This window comes from Streptomyces sp. Ac-502, assembly GCF_045222935.1.
Lineage (GTDB): Bacteria > Actinomycetota > Actinomycetes > Streptomycetales > Streptomycetaceae > Streptomyces > Streptomyces monomycini.
The window spans coordinates 9,220,181-9,233,869 of the sequence record NZ_JBHFFO010000001.1; the positions used below are offsets into that span (position 1 = coordinate 9,220,181).

Sequence of the window (13,689 nt, forward strand, 5' to 3'; positions counted from 1 at the left end):
GCTGATCGGGGTCAGGGGGCGGACGAGATGGCCTGCCGGAAGGTCGTACCCCGTCGGCGCAGCGCCTCGATTCCGGGCATCTTCCCGGAATAGGCGACGTCCGCCCGAACGGTGTCGAGGGAGATGAGCACGAGACTCGTCACGGTTGGCGTCCTTCCGCTTGACGCGTAGATCCGCTGTTGATCGGCTATTGACTGAACGTGCATAGACTGGTGGGCGACTTTGGAGGAGTGCTTCTGAGGAGGTCGCTGTTGCAAGACCTCGGCAATGTGCGCGAACCCGGACCGGCCGAAGACTCCCTGCACCTGGTGTCATTGAAGGAACTGCGCAGCTCGAATGATTCCCCCGTTCCGGGGGACTCAACCGAGAGCATGTGGAACTGCTGCTCGCCTCCGGAGCGAGCCTTCCTCCCATTCTCGTACACCGTCCCACCATGCGGGTTCTGGACGGAATGCACCGGCTCCAGGTAGCGGTCCAGCGCGGCGACCGGACCATCCGCTGCACGTTCTTCGACGGTTCGGAGGCGGACGCCTTCGTCCTGGCGGTGGAGAGCAATGTGCGGCACGGGCTGCCGCTTTCGCTGGAGGAGCGCACCGCCGCCGCGACCCGCATCGTACGGTCGCACCCCCATCTCTCCGACCGGTCCGTGGCCCGGGTGAGCGGCCTGTCCCCCAAGACGGTCGCGGCCGTCCGGCGGCGTTCGAGTGAGGAAATTCCTCACTCGAACGCCCGTATCGGCAATGACGGCCGAACCCGGCCGCTGGACATGTCGGAGCTGCGGAAGACGGCCGCCCGGGTGATGACGGACCACCCTGGCATGCCGCTGCGCGAAGTCGCCACCACGGTCGGGATATCCCTGGGTACGGCACACGATGTGCGTGAACGTCTGCGTTCAGGCCGGGACCCGGTGCCGGTGCGCTATCGTGAAGTCTCCGCTCCGGCGAGCAAGCGGAAGAACGCGGCCGGGCGCCCCACGCCGCAGTTGGGAGACCGCAAGCCGGCGGGGAAGACCACCAACGGGCAGCCCCTCCAGGGTATTTCGGAGCTGCATCGCACCCTCAAGAAAGACCCGTCGATCCGTTTCACCGAAATGGGTCGGACGCTCTTACGGCTGTTCGACGCGCAAGAGCTGCTCATGGAGGCAGGTGGCCACCTCGTGGACGGTGTCCCGCCGCACTGGGCGGAAATGGTGGCCGAACTCGCCGACGGCTGTGCGGATTCATGGCGTGAATTCGCCGACCAGGTGCGCCGGATCGTGGTGTCGCACGACCGGCAGGCCAGCGGATAAGGACACATCACCTGGCAACTAGGGAGTACTCATGGCACAGAAATCCTTGGCGCTGGAGTTGTACTCGAATGCCGACGAGGCCGTCGACCAGCGCTATATGCGGCAGATGCGTGAGCAGGACGACGAGCCGGTGCCCACGGATCCCTCCCTCCCGAGCTTCACCCTGGTCGTCGGCCCGTCCCCGTTCAGCATGCCGCGCGGCTGGGAGTTCTTCCTGACCTCGCCCTACGAGGGCGCCTCCTACATCTCGACGGTGCTGCACAACGCCGGCTTCCCGGTACGGATCGTCGACGTGCGGTACGCGCTGAACCCGCTCAAGACCGCCTACGACCAGATCGTCGGCCAGACCGACGTGCTGGGCGTGTGCACCTTCGAGGACAACTTCCCGTTCTGCCGGGAACTGATGCAGATGGTCCGCGACGCGGAACCGGACGTCCCCATCATCTGCGGCGGATCCCTGGTGACCTCGGTGCCCCATGTGTTCATGGAGAGCACGGCGTGCGACGTCGCCGTGATCAGCGAGGGCGAGATCACGATCCTCGAACTCATGGAGAGCTTCGCCGCCGGCAAGTGGGAGCAGGACCTGCCCAACGTCCGGGGCATCTGCTACCGCACCCCCGAGGGGGAGCCCAAGCGCACCCGGGCCCGCGGCCAGATGATGGACCTGGACTCGCTGCCCAGGATGCGGCTCGACCTGTGGCCCCAGTATCACAGCCCCATGGGGATGCAGCCGCAGATCATCTCCTCGTACAGCCGCGGCTGCAAGATGGACTGCTCCTTCTGCTACCGCACGACACCCCAGGTCAGGGCCAAGTCCCCGGAGAAGATGGACCGGGACATGGCCTGGCTGAAGGAGCAGTACGGCGTCGACTTCTGCTTCTTCGTCGACCTGACCTTCAGCTCCCACCGCCGGCAGACGATAGAGATCTGCGACGCCATCAAGGACCACGACATCCGCTGGACGTGCCTGACCCGGTGCGCCGACATGGACACCCCGCGCATCACCGCCATGCGGGACTCCGGCTGCGACATCATCCTCTACGGAGTGGAGTCGCTGGGCACGGAAGTGCTCCGGGAGGCCCGCAAGGGCAGCAGCGAGAACCTGACCGTACGGGCGATGCGGACCACCTTCGAGAACGATGTGCGGTTCGGCTCCCTGCTCATCGTCGGCCTGCCGAACGAGAGCAACGAGTCCCTCAACCACATGGTCCAGTTCGCCGAGACGTACAACCACGTGACCCGCGTCAAGTACCTGTCGGCCATGCCGGGGACCACGGTCTACAAACAGGCCATCGCCTCCGGGCTGATCCGCTCCGAGATCGACCACCTCAACTGGCTGTCCATCGAACAGGCCCTGCACGAGGACGAGTTCCTCAACATCAGCGGACTGTCCGAAGGTGCCTGCCGTGACGCCTACCAGCGCATCTACGACGCCTACCAGCCCGGCCCCGTCATGGACTTCAAGCACTACCCGGAGAACTTCTGGTACTTCCACCCGCAGCCGCACGACGGCCTGGACCGTTCCACGTCCTACGCCGGAACCGGCTGGCGCGAGAAGTGGAGCTCGGCGGCCGGCGGACTGGCTCCCGGCTCCGGGCGCTTCACCCTCGACCAGTGCGCCTCCCCCGAGGTCGCCGCACTCGGCAGCCGTCTCGTGCCGAGCGGGGCCGAGATGATGCGCCGCGCCGCGGCCCTCGGTGGCGCATGAAAGCGGCGCCGGGGCCGCAGAGCCCGATCTTCATCATCGGCACCGAACGGTCCGGGTCGAACCTGCTGCGCCTGATCCTGGACGCGCATCCACGGATCTGCGTCCCGCACCCGCCGCACTTCATGCGCTACCTGGCCACGCCCGCCGGCTCCTACGGCGACCTGACCGTCGCGGCCAACCGCCGGAAGGCCGCCGAGGACGCCGTAGGGCTGCTGCGGCGGCACATCCACCCCTGGCAGCACACGATCGACCCCCGGCGCGTGGTGGAGGAGGCGGCCCCCACCCTGTTCGGGGTGGTGGCCGCCGTGTACGACCAGTACCGAGAGGCCGAGGGCGCCGCGCGCTGGGGGTGCAAGAGCACCTTCATGGTGGACCACGTGGACGAGGCGCTGGCGCACTTCCCCGAGGCGCGCTTCATCTGGCTGGTCAGGGACCCCTGCGACGTCGGTTCCTCGGCCAAGCGGTCCATCTTCGGCTACAGCCACCCCTACCGGATGGCCCACCTGTGGCGGCGGCAGCAGGAACAGGCCAGGGCCGCGCTGTCCCGGTGGGGGCCGGAATCGGTCCATCTGCTGCGCTACGAGGACCTGGTCTCGCGCCCACGGGAGGAGATCGAGCGACTCTGCTCCTTCCTGGCCGAGGAACTCCACCCGGCCATGCTGGAACACCACCGCTCGTCGGCCGCCCGTCACACGGCCGGATGGGCCGAAGCGTGGCGGAACGCCGGAACACCGGTCACCACCGACCGGATCGGCGCCCACCAGGCCGGGCTGACCCCGGGCGAACGGTTGCTGGTGGACAAGGTGACGGGGCCGCTGAAGAGCGGCCTCGGCTACCCCGTCCACCCCGACGCGCACGCCTGCCCCACCCCCTCCCCGGTGGAGCTGGCCGTGCGGTCGGCGGCCCTGCGGCTACAGGTGGAGTTCCGGTCGCTCAGGCAGGACCGGAACTACTCCCTGCGGCTCGGCAGGGACGTCTATGTGCGGTGGTTGCGGATCAGGGCGCACGCCCGGGTGCGGCTCCGGGGCCGGCCGGCCCTGACCGCACCGCTCGCCGCACGACGCAGTACGGCCTGACAGCCACCCGGCCGGCCCCGAGCGCGGGCGGCGCCCGCGGGTGGTGACGTAACCGGAGAACACGAAAGGGAGGTCCTTCCTTGCCGATCACGCGAGATGACGTGACCGAGCACTTCAGAATGCGTGCCGCCACCTACGACCGGTCCAGTTCCTGGTGCACCGACCAGGGGCTCGGCGAGATCGTCCTCGGCCTCGGCTCGCCGGCACCCGGCGACCGGGTCCTGGACGTGGCCTGCGGCACCGGTCTGGTCTCCCGCCTCTTCTCCGGGCGGGTGGCCGAGGTGGTCGGCCTGGACCTCACCGCGGAGATGGCGGAGCAGGCCGCACCGTTCCTGGACCGACTGGTGGTGGCGCCGGCCGAGAAGCTGCCGTTCGACGACGGCGAGTTCGATCTCGTGGTGTGCCGGCAGGGCATGCAGTTCATGGACCTCCCCGACGCCGTCGAGGAGATGGTGCGGGTCGTGCGCCCCGGCGGCCGGGTCGTCCTGGTGAACCTGTGCGCGTACGGGCCGCACGACCGGGACACGTACTTCGAGATCCTCCGGCTGCGCAACCCCGTCCGCCGCCACTTCTTCCTTCCGGAGGAGCCGGCGGCCCTCCTCCGCGGGGCGGGGTGCGATCCGGTGCACACCCGCCGCCACATCTCCGCCGAGGACGTGGACGTCTGGTCCGACAACGGCGCCATCGGCCAGGAGCGCCGCGAGGCGATCCGGGCCGCCTACCGGGGCGCCACCGAGGAATTCAGGTCCCTGCACGCGGTCCGGGAGGCGGCCGGCCGGATCGTCGACCACATGCTGTTCGTCGTGGCGGCGGGGACCAAGCCGGCCGCGACGGGCGGCGGAGCCGGTGAGGAGCCCCATGACACAGCCGAGTGAGAGCCTGGCGGCCGAACTGCGCGCGGTGTTCGCCGCGGAGGCCACCACCGCGCTGCGCTACGCCTACTTCGCGCAGATAGCCGAGACGGAAGGCCACACCCAGGTCGCGGAGCTGTTCACCGACCTGGCCGACAGCATCAGGTGCGCCGCGCACGGCCACCTCGACGTCCTGCGCGACGTCACCCCGGCCACGGGCTTCCGGGACGTGGGGGACACCCCGCTGAACCTGGCCTCGTCCGTGACGGCCGCCCTGGAGCAGTCCGGTGAGACCTACCCGCGTCTGACCGCCGCCGCCCTCGACGCGGGCGGCGCGGACCTGGCCAGCTGGCTCACCACGCTCATGGCGCTGAAGAAGAAGCACACGGCCCGGCTCGACGCCGCGCTGCAGGAGATGTCCCGGCACTCGGACGAATCCGCCGGTGACCCCGCACTCACGGGAGCCCGCCATGACCGATGATTCGCGGACGGCCGCGGCCGCCGCCTACGACGCATCGGCGATCATGGTCTTCTCCGGGCTGGAGGCGGTACGCCGCAACCCTTCGATGTACATCGGCTCCACCGGCCCCGACGGCCTGCACCACCTGGTCTTCGAACTGCTCGACAACGCCGTCGACGAACACGAGGCGGGCCACGCCCGCGAGCTGTCGGTCAGCCTGCACACGGACGGCTCCTGCACGGTGGAGGACGACGGGCGGGGCATCCCGGTGGACGTCCACCGCGACACCGGCCGCCCGGCCTGCGAGGTCGTCCTCACCACCCTCCACGCGGGCGGCAAGTTCGGCGGCTCGGCCTACAGCCGTTCGGCCGGACTGCACGGCGTCGGCGTCTCCTGCGTCAACGCCCTGGCCGAGTGGCTCCGGGTGGACATCCGGCGGGACGGGGTGCACCACTACCAGGAGTACTCCTGCGGCGAACCGCTGATGGAGCTGACGAAGGCCGGAGCGGCGGACGGCAGCGGCACCCGCGTCACGTTCCGGCCGGACGCGCGGATCTTTGACGCCTGCGCCTTCTCCGTACGGACCCTGACCGAGCGGTTGCAGGAGATCGCCTTCCTGCATCCCGGACTCACGGTCGCGCTGACGGACGAGGCGACCGGCACCCGGGCCCGCTTCTCGTTCGCGGAGGGAGTACGGGGCTTCCTCGCGCACCTCAACCGGGCGGCCTCCGTGGTCCACCCCGAGCCGATCGTGGTCGACGCCACCGGCGACCACAGCGCCCTGGAACTGGCCTTCCAGTGGACGGAAGGGTATACGGAGGAGATCCGCAGCTTCGTCAACGGAGTCCGCACCGACCAGGGCGGCGCGCACGTCGACGCGGTCCGCTCGGCACTGGCCCAGGCCATCAACCGCTACGCCACCGCGCGCGGCATGCTGGACGCGCACCTCGGGGAGCGCATCACCTCCGTCGACGTCCTCGAAGGGCTCACCGCCGTCGTCTCCCTGCGCATGGACGGCCCGCGCTTCGACGGGCAGACCAAGAAGCGGCTGCAGAACCCCGAAGTGGGCCAGGTCGTCCAAGAGGCCGTCGACAGCGAGTTCAGCCGCCGGATGGAGAAGGACGAGGAACTGGGACGGCGGATCGTGACCCGGGTGCTGGACGCCACCCGCGCCCGGCTCGCCGCCCGGCTGGCCGGCCGCACCGCCCGCGTGCAGCGGCGCGATCTCGCCATCGACTACACCGTCTACCAACGGCAGTTCGGTATCCGCTCCCGCAACTGGCACGACTCCTGCGCCTGGCTGACCGACGGCGACCTGCTCGCCCGGCACGCCGCGCTGTGCGAGGTGCCGGCCGACGCCCGGATGCTCGACGTGTGCTGCGGCAGCGGTGTGGTGGGCGCCTCCTTCAAGGACCGGGTCGGGGAGACGGTCGGGCTGGACATCACCCCCGAGATGGTCGCCCTGGCCTCCACCCGGCTCGACCGCGTGGACCAGGGCACGGTCTACGACCTGCCCTATCCGGACGACTCCTTCGACCTGGTCGTCACACGGGAGGTGCTGCATCTGCTCCCGCAGCCCGAGCGCCCGGTGTCGGAGATCTTCCGGGTACTGCGGCCCGGCGGGCAGTTCATCGTGGGGCAGATCGTCCCGTACGCGGACGAGGACGCCTTCTGGATGTACCGCGTCTTCAAGAAGAAACAGCCGCTGCTGCACCAGATGTTCCGTGAGGAGGATTTCCGTTCCCTGCTCCTCGGCGCCGGATTCCAGGACGTCCGGATGACCGAGTACCTGCTGTGGGAATCCATCGACCAGTGGATCGACACCCACGAGACCACCCCGGCGCATCGCCGGGAGATCCAGCGGCTGTTCTACGAAGCGCCGCGCGAGGTGCGTGAAGCCCACCCGTTCGAGGTGCTGGCCGACGGATCCATCAACGACCAGTGGCGCTGGTGTGTCTATTCGCTGCGGAAACCGCGGTGATGGCCGGATGACCACGCATTCTGTCAGTGCGCCGCAGGGGCTCGGTACGCTGCACGAACGTCTGGACGCGCTGCGGCCCCTGCGCGGCCCCGCCGTGCCGGATTTCCTCGGCAGGGTCGGCGAGGTCGTGGTGCTCGCCTGCAGTTCCCGCGGTGGCTCCAGCATGGTGGCCGAACTCCTGCGGTACTCCCGTGAGCTGCTGCATTTCCAGGCGGAGACCAATCCCTTTCTCCGCCTGGCCGGGCTCGGCCATCCGGAGAGCCGCACCGGATCCGACGCGCTGGGGGCCGAGCACGCGACCGCGTTGGAACCCTGGGCGCGCTCGGTACTGGCCGAGGAAATGGCGCGGGACGCGGGGAGCGCGGCCCAGGAGTGCGACGAGGACCAGCTCTGTGCCGACATGGCCTGGCGGCTGATCGTGCAATGGCCGGAACTGCCGCTGGAGCCCCTGGAACTCGTCGAGACGGTCCGTCGCGCGTGGCGCGCACGCCCGTACCGCCGGTCCGCGGACGCGCCGGAGGGGGCGCACGAGGCCAGGTGTCTGCTGGCCGTACTGGAGGAATTGTCCGAGCGGGGCCTGCCGGTCGATCCGCGGTACTACGACCTGCCGAGAGAATTCGGGCGCAGGTATCCGTCCATGGACACCGGACTACGGGCGCCGGGGGCTTCCTCGTGGAGGAGCCACCGTTCGTCGTAGCACGTTCCTGGCGCCGGGCGGACGCCGCCGACCTGCACGACAAGCCCTTGGTCGTCAAGACACCGAGCAATGCGTATCGCCTGCCTTTCCTGCGGTCGCTCTTCCCCAACGCGCGCTTCCGGATACTGCACCTGACCCGCAATCCGGCCGCTGCCGTCAACGGTCTCTACGACGGATGGCGCCATCATGGTTTTCACGCGCACCGGATGGAGAAACCGCTGGGCATCCACGGGTATGTCGAGCAGAACGAGGACAACCAGTGGTGGTGGAAGTTCGACCTCCCACCCGGCTGGGAGGAGTACACCGGAGCGCCACTCGCCGAAGTCTGCGCGTTCCAGTGGCGTAGCGCCCACGAGGCGGTGCTCGGTCATCTCGCCGACGCTTCGATCGACCGTATGACCGTCCGCTTCGAGGACCTGACCGCGGGCCCGGCCGGCCGGATCGCCTCCTTCGAGAAGATGGGCGCATGGCTCGGTGTCCCCTTGACCGGTGAATTCCGAAGGGCGGTGCACCACGGTATCCGGCCGGTCGTGGCGACCGCACGTCCGCGAGGGTGGCGCTGGACGGAGCGCGCGTCGTTGATCGAGCCGGCCATCGACCGGAAAACCGCGGACATGGCCGAGCGCCTCGGCTACGGGGACCGGTCGGAATGGAGATGATGCCGCTGGCCACGTGGCTGGCCGGCTATATCCGCGATGTGCCGGACCATCCGTATCCCGGTGTGCTGTTCAAGGACTACGCCTCATTGCTGGCCGACCCGCGAGCGTTCACCGCACTCGTGGACGCACTGGCCGACGTGTGCCGCAGCCGCGAAGCCACCATGGTCGTCGGACTTGAGGCCCGCGGATTCGTGCTGGGCGCGCCGGTGGCCGTACGGTCCGGGCTGGGGTTCGCGGTCATCCGCAAGAGCGGCAAATTGCCCGGCAGGACGTTCCGGCGAGTGTACGAGCTGGAATACGGGACGGACGAGTTCGAGCTCCAGTGTGACGCCCTGGGACCGAAGGACCGGGTGGTCGTGGTCGACGACGTGCTGGCGACGGGCGGCACCGCTCTGGCGGCCGCCTCCCTGGTCGCGGAGGCGGGGGCCGAGGTCGTCGGCGTGGCCTTCATGCTGGAACTGGGAGCGCTGTCGGGGCGCCGGCGGTTGGCACACGACCTCGACGGGGTGCCCGTGGACGCCGTGATCGACGCGTAGGAGACGGAGCCGATGCGGGCAGCGGGCGAAGAACGGGCCTCCACGGCCACCGGGGCGGCCGGGCCGGGCAGCGGGGGCCACCCTCCGGTCCGTTCTCTGGCCTACCTCGACGTGCTGGAATCGGAGTCGGTGCACATCCTGCGCGAGGTGGCCGGCGAATTCGAACGGCCGGTCATCCTCTTTTCCGGCGGCAAGGACTCGATCGTCGTACTGCACCTGGCACTGAAAGCTTTTGCCCCGGCTCCTTTGCCTTTCGTGCTGTTGCACGTGGACACCGGCCACAATTTCCCGGAAGTCATCGCCCACCGGGACCGTACCGTGGCCCTGCACAAGCTCCGGTTACAGGTCGCCTCGGTACAGCGCTACATCGACGACGGGCGGTTGCGCGAGCGACCGGACGGCACCCGCAATCCTTTGCAGACGGTGCCGCTGCTGGACGCCATCGCGGCCGGCCGGCACGACGCGGTGCTCGGCGGCGCCCGGCGGGACGAGGAGAAGGCGCGCGCCAAGGAACGGGTGTTCTCGCTGCGGGACGACTTCGGCGCGTGGGACCCCCGCCGGCAGCGGCCGGAACTCTGGCAGCTGTACAACGGGCGGCACGCCCCCGGCGAACATGTACGCGTCTTCCCGCTGTCCAACTGGACCGAGCTGGACGTGTGGCACTACATCGCCCGCGAGAAAGTCGAGCTTCCCGCCATCTATTTCGCCCACACCCGCACGGTGTTCCGCCGCGACGGCATGTGGCTGTCACCGGGGGAGTGGGGCGGGCCGAAGGACGCGGAGCCCCTGGAGCGGCGGACGGTGCGTTTCCGGACGGTCGGCGACATGTCGTGCACCGGAGCGGTGGACTCCGATGCCGGGACGGTCGAGCAGGTCATCGCCGAGATCGCGGCGTCACGGCTGACCGAACGGGGTGCAAGCCGGGCGGACGACCGGATGTCCGAGGCCGCGATGGAGGACCGCAAGCGCGAGGGCTACTTCTGACGTGCCGACAGCAGCCGTCCGCCGACGGAATCGGAGGTGCCGAGTGGTATCGCCGGAGTGTCCGATAAAAGGGGCTTCGGTGGCGCATCGGCGATCGTCGGACAGAAGGGTGGCGTGAATTCAACGTATTCGGCGATTTCTTGAATGCGGCAGAAGTGAAAATGCTAATGTGTGCCGATGTATTTGCACGAAGATGAGACCCTGCGCATCGAACGGGCGCTGGGGCAGACAGTGAAGTCGGCGGAGCGAATCCAGGGGCGGGGCTACACGAACAATCGCCGCTGGATCGTCCGCCTGGCCGACGACCGGACCGCGTTCGTCAAGCACGCCGACGACGCCGTCACCGCCGAGTGGCTGCGCAGGGAGTACGAAGTCTACGACGCGCTCCGTCTCGACGTGGTGCCGCGCGTGCTCGGGTGGCACGACGACGGGGAACTTCCGGTGCTCGTCCTGGAAGACCTTTCCGACGGTGAGTGGAGTCCCCCTGGTCGAAGGGGAAGATCGACGCGGTGCTCGCGACCTTGCGGGCGGTCGCCGGGCACGAAGCGCCCCCGGGCTGCCGACGGCCCGCTCCACCCACATGGGCGAGGACAACTGGCCGGAGGTGGCGGCCGATCCGAAGCCGTTCCTGTCCCTGGGGCTGTGCTCCGCCGCCTGGCTGGACCGCGCGCTCCCCGTACTGCTCGCAGCGGCGCGCCCGGAGCAGCTGGACGGTGACAGTCTGCTGCACCTGGACGTCCGCAGCGACAATCTGTGCTTCCGCGAGGGGCGGGCGTTCCTGTTCGACTGGAATCACGCCGCGGTCGGCAACGCGCAGTTCGACGTCGCCTTCTGGCTGCCGAGCCTGCGGCTGGAGGGCGGACCGGCTCCGGAGGAGGTGGCTTCCGTCCCGGCGGAACTGGCCGCGCTGGTGGCCGGCTTCTTCGCCGCGCGGGCCGGGCTGCCGGTGATTCCGCAGGCGCCGATGGTGCGGGACATTCAGCGGCGTCAGCTCGAAGTGGCCCTGCCCTGGGCCGCCAGGGCCCTGGGGCTGCCCGAGCCGTCCTGAACGGGCGATCAGTGCCGCCGAGGGGCCCACGATTTCCCGTGCGGCCCCTCGGCGGAATAGGTGCTGACAGCCGGTGCGTATGACGCTTGACGCTCCGAGAGACGCGTCGTTAGCCTGCTGGGAAATCGAGCAGGGAACCACCTTCGGTGCACGTGCGGGAAGTGCGCGGCAATTCTCGTCGTACGACGGTCGGAGGCCTGCCCGTCTGCTCGCCCGTCGATCCGGCGATTTCTGTTCCTCAGCACCGCTGCTGCCGATTCCGGCTGGACAGACGTCCGGCAGGACGTGATCGGTGCGGTGACGACAGAGAGGGTAACCATGCGGGTTGTCATCATTTTTCCGCACGTTGGGTACTGCACGGGATGGCGCCCGCACTTGGCGACGGAAGTCAAGAACGGTTCGACCTACCACATCGCGCAGGCGCTGACGTATCTCTACAGCATCGCGCGGCACTACACACCGGACGCCTGGGTCGTCGACTTCAACTTCGGTACGTACGAGGAGAACATGCAGCGGGTCCTGGACCACCGTCCGGACGCCGTCCTGATTTCCTCGACGGTCAACTCCTACGACAGCACGCGCCAGATCGCCGTCGACCTGTCCCGGCGTTCGCCCGCGAAACTCTTCGTCGGCGGGCCGGCGGTCAGCTCCAACCACTTCCTGCGGCCCGACCTGCTCAAGCTCGAAGCCGACTGCGAGTTCGTGGTGACCAACCGGGACATCTTCGCGTGGGCGAAGCAGGTGTTCGGCCGGGCGGACGACTTGAAGTTCCGTACCTTCCGGCCGGACAACTCGTGGATCGGCGAGACCTACGCGCCCGAGGTGCGGGACAAGATCCGCTACACGGTCGTCACCAGCATCGGGTGCACGTACAAGTGCACCTTCTGCCTGAACCCCATGGTCTACAAGATCAACTACAAGGACCCCGAGGTCCTGCGGGACGAGGTCCGGTATCTCCAGACGGAGTACGGCGCCGACGCGGTGTCCGTGGCCGACCCGTTCTTCTTCATGCGTCAGCAGCACGCCGACGAGATGATGGACGTGCTGTCGGAGGCCGGTATCGCCTGGTCGCAACAGACGTGCCTGGTGACGCTCACCGACGAGAACCTGGACCGGATGGCCGAGACGGGATGCCACTCCGTCCTCGTCGGTATCGAGAATTTCACCAGCAAAGAGATCAACAAGCCGGTGGAGGTGGAGAGCTTCGAGGACCGCCTCCAGTTCGCCGCCGCGCGGGGCATCTCCATCAAACCCAGTTTCATCTCGGGTCTGCTCGACATCGACTACGAGGCCGACCTCGGCCAGATCGACTACATCCGCAGCATCATCAGCCGAGGGCTCGTCCCCAACTACCACATTCAGTCGAACATCTACACGCCGTACATTCCGGACGCACGCGACCGGCTGCTGGACGTACCGTTCCGGTTCTGGGGCGTGATGCCGGTGACGGCCCAAGACGAAGATCACTGGAAAAGGAATCTCCACCTGTGCGACATGATCTACGAGTCGGTGTTCCCGGAGACGGCTCAGCGGTACCAGGAGGTCCGCAGCGAGTATCTGGACATCCTGGACCGGCAGGAGACGATGTGGCTGAGCCACCGTCCGGTCCCGCCGGTGCCGCCGGAGAAGCGCATTCACCTGCTGACCTCGGGCAAAGTCCGGGTGTGACGGCCCACATCGTCTGGGACTGGAACGGCACGCTCTTCGACGACATCGACATCAGCGTCGCCGCGGCCAGCGCCGCCTGCCGGACCGTCGGCGGCGGGGACATCACGCACGAGGCCTACCGCAGGGCGTTCACCCGCCCGGTACGCAGTTTCTACACGAGCCTGCTGGAACGGACGTTCACCGACCTCCAGTGGAAGGCCATCGCCGAGTGCTATCACCGGACGTACCGGAATCTGCTGGACCGGGCCCGGCTGCGGGAAGGCGTCGCCGACATCCTGGACAGCCTGGCGGGCGCCGGCGTCACCCATTCCCTGCTGTCGATGGGGGAGCACGACGAGGTGGTCGCCCTGCTCGAACGCGAGGGCCTGATGTCCCGCTTCCTGGTCGCCGAGGGCATGGCCCGGCAGCACCGCACCGAGAGCAAACAGGCCGTGCTGGCACGGCACCTGGACGCCGTACGGGAGCGGCACCCGGCCGAGCTGAGCGTGGACCGGGTGCTGCTCATCGGTGACACCCTGGACGACAACGAAGCGGCCGTCGCGGTCGGTGCCTCCTGCGTCCTGCTCGCCGACGGCTCGTACGACCCGGAGCGGGCGGCGGCCGTCGCCGTACCCGTCGCCGCCAGCCTCAGCGCCGCGGCCGAACTCGGCCTGCGGGCGATCAAGGCCCGCCCCGGCCCCGTTTGACGGCCGTCGCCGTCAGCCACGGCGAACCGGGCGCTGACCGCCCACGG

At 68.7% G+C, this 13,689-nt stretch carries 14 protein-coding genes; 13 read left to right on the forward strand and 1 reads right to left on the reverse strand.

Going from position 1 to position 13,689, the window contains the following annotated elements:
• Window positions 1–11 precede the first annotated feature (11 nt).
• A complete protein-coding gene (locus ACEXOX_RS41945) occupies window positions 12–143 on the reverse strand; it encodes a hypothetical protein (RefSeq protein ID WP_406525893.1) in 132 nt (43 codons plus the stop codon).
• Window positions 144–433: 290 nt separating this feature from the next.
• On the opposite strand from ACEXOX_RS41945, the gene ACEXOX_RS41950 reads away from it, so the two are divergent.
• The 13 genes from ACEXOX_RS41950 to ACEXOX_RS42010 all read left to right on the forward strand — a co-directional run bounded on the left by ACEXOX_RS41950 (window position 434) and on the right by ACEXOX_RS42010 (window position 13,642).
• Complete coding sequence (locus tag ACEXOX_RS41950; protein ID WP_406525894.1) at window positions 434–1,288, forward strand: streptomycin biosynthesis protein; 855 nt, start codon at window positions 434–436, stop codon at window positions 1,286–1,288.
• A gap of 31 nt (window positions 1,289–1,319) precedes the next feature.
• Entirely contained in the window at window positions 1,320–2,996 is a 1,677-nt protein-coding gene (locus ACEXOX_RS41955; RefSeq protein WP_406525895.1) for a B12-binding domain-containing radical SAM protein, read from the forward strand.
• Window positions 2,993–4,072, forward strand: a complete 1,080-nt coding sequence (locus ACEXOX_RS41960; protein WP_406525896.1) for a sulfotransferase family protein — start codon at window positions 2,993–2,995, stop codon at window positions 4,070–4,072. The genes ACEXOX_RS41955 and ACEXOX_RS41960 overlap by 4 nt, the downstream gene beginning before the upstream one ends.
• 80 nt (window positions 4,073–4,152) lie before the next feature.
• Window positions 4,153–4,947: a class I SAM-dependent methyltransferase gene (locus tag ACEXOX_RS41965; RefSeq protein WP_406525897.1), complete on the forward strand. Its 795-nt coding sequence runs from the start codon at window positions 4,153–4,155 to the stop codon at window positions 4,945–4,947.
• Window positions 4,931–5,404 (forward strand): ferritin family protein, encoded by a 474-nt coding sequence (locus ACEXOX_RS41970; RefSeq protein WP_406525898.1) that lies wholly within the window; start codon window positions 4,931–4,933, stop codon window positions 5,402–5,404. Before ACEXOX_RS41965 ends, ACEXOX_RS41970 begins: the two co-directional genes overlap by 17 nt.
• A complete protein-coding gene (locus tag ACEXOX_RS41975) occupies window positions 5,394–7,364 on the forward strand; it encodes a methyltransferase domain-containing protein (protein WP_406525899.1) in 1,971 nt (656 codons plus the stop codon). The genes ACEXOX_RS41970 and ACEXOX_RS41975 overlap by 11 nt, the downstream gene beginning before the upstream one ends.
• A gap of 7 nt (window positions 7,365–7,371) precedes the next feature.
• Window positions 7,372–8,061 carry a hypothetical protein gene (locus tag ACEXOX_RS41980; protein WP_406525900.1) on the forward strand — a complete coding sequence of 230 codons (690 nt, stop codon included), beginning with the start codon at window positions 7,372–7,374 and terminating at the stop codon, window positions 8,059–8,061.
• Window positions 8,037–8,720, forward strand: coding sequence for a hypothetical protein (locus tag ACEXOX_RS41985; protein ID WP_406525901.1), 684 nt, complete (start codon window positions 8,037–8,039; stop codon window positions 8,718–8,720). Before ACEXOX_RS41980 ends, ACEXOX_RS41985 begins: the two co-directional genes overlap by 25 nt.
• The gene (locus ACEXOX_RS41990) at window positions 8,717–9,256 is read left to right on the forward strand and encodes an adenine phosphoribosyltransferase (protein ID WP_406526654.1); all 540 of its coding nucleotides are present in this window, start codon (window positions 8,717–8,719) and stop codon (window positions 9,254–9,256) included. Before ACEXOX_RS41985 ends, ACEXOX_RS41990 begins: the two co-directional genes overlap by 4 nt.
• A gap of 12 nt (window positions 9,257–9,268) precedes the next feature.
• Window positions 9,269–10,240, forward strand: coding sequence for a sulfate adenylyltransferase subunit CysD (gene cysD, locus ACEXOX_RS41995; RefSeq protein ID WP_406525902.1), 972 nt, complete (start codon window positions 9,269–9,271; stop codon window positions 10,238–10,240).
• A gap of 469 nt (window positions 10,241–10,709) precedes the next feature.
• Complete coding sequence (locus ACEXOX_RS42000; protein ID WP_406525903.1) at window positions 10,710–11,288, forward strand: phosphotransferase; 579 nt, start codon at window positions 10,710–10,712, stop codon at window positions 11,286–11,288.
• Window positions 11,289–11,663: 375 nt separating this feature from the next.
• Window positions 11,664–12,956, forward strand: a complete 1,293-nt coding sequence (locus tag ACEXOX_RS42005; protein ID WP_406525904.1) for a B12-binding domain-containing radical SAM protein — start codon at window positions 11,664–11,666, stop codon at window positions 12,954–12,956.
• Entirely contained in the window at window positions 12,953–13,642 is a 690-nt protein-coding gene (locus ACEXOX_RS42010; protein WP_406525905.1) for an HAD family hydrolase, read from the forward strand. The genes ACEXOX_RS42005 and ACEXOX_RS42010 overlap by 4 nt, the downstream gene beginning before the upstream one ends.
• The last annotated feature ends 47 nt before the right edge of the window (window positions 13,643–13,689 follow it).

Bases quoted from the DNA above. Each gene is read 5' to 3' on its own strand.
- ACEXOX_RS41955 (WP_406525895.1), top strand. From the start codon at position 1,320: ATGGCACAGAAATCCTTGGCGCTGGAGTTGTACTCGAATGCCGACGAG.
- ACEXOX_RS41970 (WP_406525898.1), top strand. From the start codon at position 4,931: ATGACACAGCCGAGTGAGAGCCTGGCGGCCGAACTGCGCGCGGTGTTC.
- ACEXOX_RS41980 (WP_406525900.1), top strand. From the start codon at position 7,372: ATGACCACGCATTCTGTCAGTGCGCCGCAGGGGCTCGGTACGCTGCAC.
- ACEXOX_RS41950 (WP_406525894.1), top strand. From the start codon at position 434: ATGCGGGTTCTGGACGGAATGCACCGGCTCCAGGTAGCGGTCCAGCGC.
- ACEXOX_RS41975 (WP_406525899.1), top strand. From the start codon at position 5,394: ATGACCGATGATTCGCGGACGGCCGCGGCCGCCGCCTACGACGCATCG.
- cysD (WP_406525902.1), top strand. From the start codon at position 9,269: ATGCGGGCAGCGGGCGAAGAACGGGCCTCCACGGCCACCGGGGCGGCC.
- ACEXOX_RS41960 (WP_406525896.1), top strand. From the start codon at position 2,993: ATGAAAGCGGCGCCGGGGCCGCAGAGCCCGATCTTCATCATCGGCACC.
- ACEXOX_RS41990 (WP_406526654.1), top strand. From the start codon at position 8,717: ATGATGCCGCTGGCCACGTGGCTGGCCGGCTATATCCGCGATGTGCCG.